The 3,481-nt window shown below is 66.3% G+C and carries 4 protein-coding genes; all 4 read left to right on the top strand.

The window, feature by feature from the left end; all coding sequences use genetic code 11:
• Window positions 1-2,058, top strand: a 2,058-nt coding sequence (gene flhF, locus BQ9846_RS15380; RefSeq protein WP_075881939.1) for a flagellar biosynthesis GTPase FlhF, incomplete at its 5' end; no start/stop codon positions are given.
• The gene (locus BQ9846_RS15375) at window positions 2,055-2,687 is read left to right on the top strand and encodes a hypothetical protein (RefSeq protein ID WP_075881936.1); all 633 of its coding nucleotides are present in this window, start codon (window positions 2,055-2,057) and stop codon (window positions 2,685-2,687) included. The genes flhF and BQ9846_RS15375, both read left to right, overlap by 4 nt.
• Window positions 2,688-2,740: 53 nt before the next feature.
• A complete protein-coding gene (locus BQ9846_RS15370) occupies window positions 2,741-3,157 on the top strand; it encodes a flagellar protein FlhE (RefSeq protein ID WP_083651638.1) in 417 nt (138 codons plus the stop codon).
• Between the two features lie 25 nt (window positions 3,158-3,182).
• Window positions 3,183-3,481: sigma-70 family RNA polymerase sigma factor (locus BQ9846_RS15365; RefSeq protein WP_144049478.1), on the top strand; the 299-nt coding region annotated here is incomplete at its 3' end.

Raw genomic sequence — 3,481 nt, 5'->3', positions numbered from 1 at the left:
CCCACGCCGGCCGTTTCACAGGCGCCTGCGCAGGCACCATCGCCCGCGCCCGAATCGCCCCCTTCCGCCGCACCGGCTGCCCCCGACCCCCTACAGGCGATGAGCGAGCGGCTGCTCAAAGAGATGCAGGATATGCGCGCGCTGCTCGCCAGCAGCGGCCAGCCGGTGGAGGCGCAGGCGCCGCCCAAAGGCTGGGCGCAGCGCCTTCACCAACTGCTGTTTGAAGTGGGCTTTAGCGTCGAGATCGCCAACGAAATCCTAGCGGGAATGCCGCCGGACTTCGCAGCGCTGCCCGAGGAGAGTGAGCGCCCGCTTACCTGGCTGCGCGAGCAACTCATCGAGCGGCTGTCGGTGCTCAATGAGGAGAACGCCTTTTTTGACCAAACCGGCATCGTGGCGCTGGTAGGCCCCACCGGCGTGGGCAAAACCACCACCACGGCCAAGCTCGCCGCACGTTTTGTGATGCGCCACGGCACCCGCCCGGTGGCGCTGGTGACCACCGATAGCTTTCGTATCGGCGCGCACGAACAGCTGCGCATCTATGCCCGCTTGCTGGATATCCCCATGTACGCGCTGGACGCCGAGCAGCCCATCGACTCGCTGTTGGGGCGCCTTCAAGGCAAGCAGTGGGTGATTATCGACACCGTGGGCATGAGCCAGCGCGACCAGCGCGTGATCGAGCAGATCGCTCACCTGCAAGGCGGTCGCTCACGGGTACGCCTAGTGCTGCTGCTCAACGCGGCCAGCCAGCCGGAAACCCTGGAAGAGGTGGTGCTACGCTATCGCCAGGCCGCGCGCGCCGCCGGTGCAGAGCTCGACGACTGCATCATCACCAAGCAGGACGAGGCCGGCCGTTTAGCCCCGGTGCTGGATATGATTATGCGCCACGGCTTGCGCGTACTGTTTGGCTCCCACGGCCAGCAGGTGCCGGAAGACATGAGCGTGGCCGATGCCGGCGGGCTCATCGAGCAAGCGCTCAAAACCCGCACGCCGCGCTCCCCCCATGCCGACGACTCCCCAAGTGAATCGGCGCTGGCGCTGCCGCGCTGGTCGCGGGATGTGCTCGGCCAGGGGCGGCGTTTGTCATCGCTTTTGAGCCGACTGCGCAAGCGCATCGGGGGCTTTGCCCATTTAGAAGCGAGCTGGGATTTAGCCGCGCTGCCGGCAGTGGTGCAAGATCAGCGCCTCGACCGGCTCTTGGCGGAGTACCCGCCCGCCGAGGCGACGCTGGGGATGCAGTGGTCGCCGCGGCGCAACGAGCGCGGTTGCGACTGGTCGATGCCCGATATTGGCCTCGACCCGGATGGCGCGTGGCTGGCGCTCTCTTGGCTACAGCATCGCCAGCCGGCGGGGTGGCAGCCCCGGTTGGCGGCGGTCACGGCGCAAAGCGGTGTGGCGGTGCATTTGCTGCCGCTGCTGCCGGAGGCGTCGACGCGGGAGTGGCTCGATGCGCAGCGTCTCACTTGGGTCAGCCAGGTGCGCGCCTCGCAGCGGGTCGTCTGCCAAGGCGAGCGCACCGCGCTGAAGCCGCTGTTCGCCGAAAGCACCCTGACCCACAGCGTGGATGTGCGTTTTCGCGGACAGCCGCTGGCGCTTTGGAACGTCTACACCGAAGTGGAGAGCGACGACGGCCAGCCGCTTTTGGCGTGGTACGGCGAGGCGCGCGACCCCGAAAGCGCCAAAACCGTGGTGCGCCGCTACTGGCTCACGCCGCGACACTTGGGCGCGGATGCGCTGTCGCTGTTGGTCACTCAGCTACAGGGCGAGGGGCTTGCACCCTTGACCCGTCGCGCCTGGCGAGAGCTCAAGCGCGACGACGGCGGCGAGGTCAGTGCCGAAGTGCGCTTACTGATGGCCAGCGGCTGCGCGGCGGTGGCGGGGAATCTGGATGTGGCCACCGATGAGGCGGCCGTCGCGCTGCGTAGCGATCTGCTGGGCCTGCTCGGCGGCCGGCGTCGGCGGCGCGACACGGCGCTTTTGGATGCGCTGCTGTATGCCTTGATGGCCCGCGATGCGATTCGCCAGCTGGGTAGCGTCAACCGGGAGGGCGTTGTGTGACGGGCGCGCAGGATCAAGCGGCGGGACTGCGTAAATGGGCCAACCTGCAGCGCCAGCAGCAGACGCAAGCCGCCGATGAAGCGGATGAGACGCTAGATACCACGCAGGCGCAGGAAGAGGACGCCGTCGAAGAGACGTCGGAAAACACCGACGTTTCTGTCGAAACAGAAGAGCCCGTCGCTGATTCGCCTCCACCGACCGTTGCGGCCGCCGCCGAACCGAAAACGGTCACGCCGCCCAAACCCAAAACGGTATTGATGGTCGTGGGGCTTCCGTCGCCGAGCACGCTGCAGGCCAATCGCGTTAAGGCGCGCTTAGGCCAGTGGTCAGCGCTGGGTCGGCAGTGGGCCGGCGACCCGGATGACTGGGACATACGCGTGGTCATGCCCGATGATCCCGCGCTTCCGCGGCTGGCGCGCGAGCAGTCGCGCTGGGCGCTCTGGGTAAGCAGCCACGCCGATGCCTTCGCCGACACTTACCGCACGCTGCGCCAGCTACGCGAGGTGGGCGGTCCCAGGCGGCTGTTAGCGCTTCACGAGCCGCATCTTTCGCGCGCCGGCCTGTTGGAAAACTTGCACGCGGCGGCACGGTCCTATTTGGACATTGAACTACTGATTTTGGCCCAATAGGGGCCGTTTGGCGTAAGCTAAAGAGATGAGACAACCACAGCGAGGCAAACGCCATGCAACGACACACGCAACGAAAGCGCTGGGCAAGCTTGCTTGTTTTGTTCGCCGCGCTATTCGTGGGTAACGTGGCGGTCGCCTCGGGTAGCTGGGTGGCTAAGGTGCCGGGTATGATGGTGGCGATGAGCGACCGCCAGAGCACATCGCGTCGCGCCGCGCCGCCGCCGGGCGCGCCGGTTCAAGGAGGGGAGATCAACCGCATTCAGTGGCGCTATCAACATCCGCCGGGGCAGCCGGTGAATGCCTGGCTGTGCCAGGCCGAGCGCTGCACCGCCTTAACCGGTATGCGAGGGAGTACCCAAGCCTTTGCCGGGGAGCGCGCCTCCAAGCCGCTGCACTTTCGCTTCACCTTGCCAGCGGGCGAGCCGCCGGTACGGGTACAGGGCATGCAAGTGATCGTCAATTACCAGTGAAGGTAGTCAGCCGCGAGGCGAAACGATGTACACAGCACAGGGCAGATTCGAACAGCAAGATCAGTTGGTCCAATACATGCCATTGGTGCGACGCCAGGCGTTATCGCTGCAGGTGCGGCTGCCGGCGAGTATCGAACTCGATGATTTGATTCAGGCCGGCACGGTGGGGCTTCTGGAAGCGCTGAGCCGCTTTGATGCCAGCCAAGGGGCAACGTTTGCCACCTTCGCCAGTCAGCGGATTCGCGGCGCGATGGTGGATGAGCTGCGCACCCGCGACTGGCTGCCGCGCAGCGTGCGTCGCTCGGCGCGGGCCGTGGATGAGGC

The organism is Vreelandella massiliensis, assembly GCF_900155385.1.
Classification (GTDB): Bacteria; Pseudomonadota; Gammaproteobacteria; order Pseudomonadales; family Halomonadaceae; genus Vreelandella; species Vreelandella massiliensis.
The sequence above is the reverse complement of the archived record's forward strand: the minus strand, read 5'-3'. Positions and strand labels throughout refer to the sequence as shown.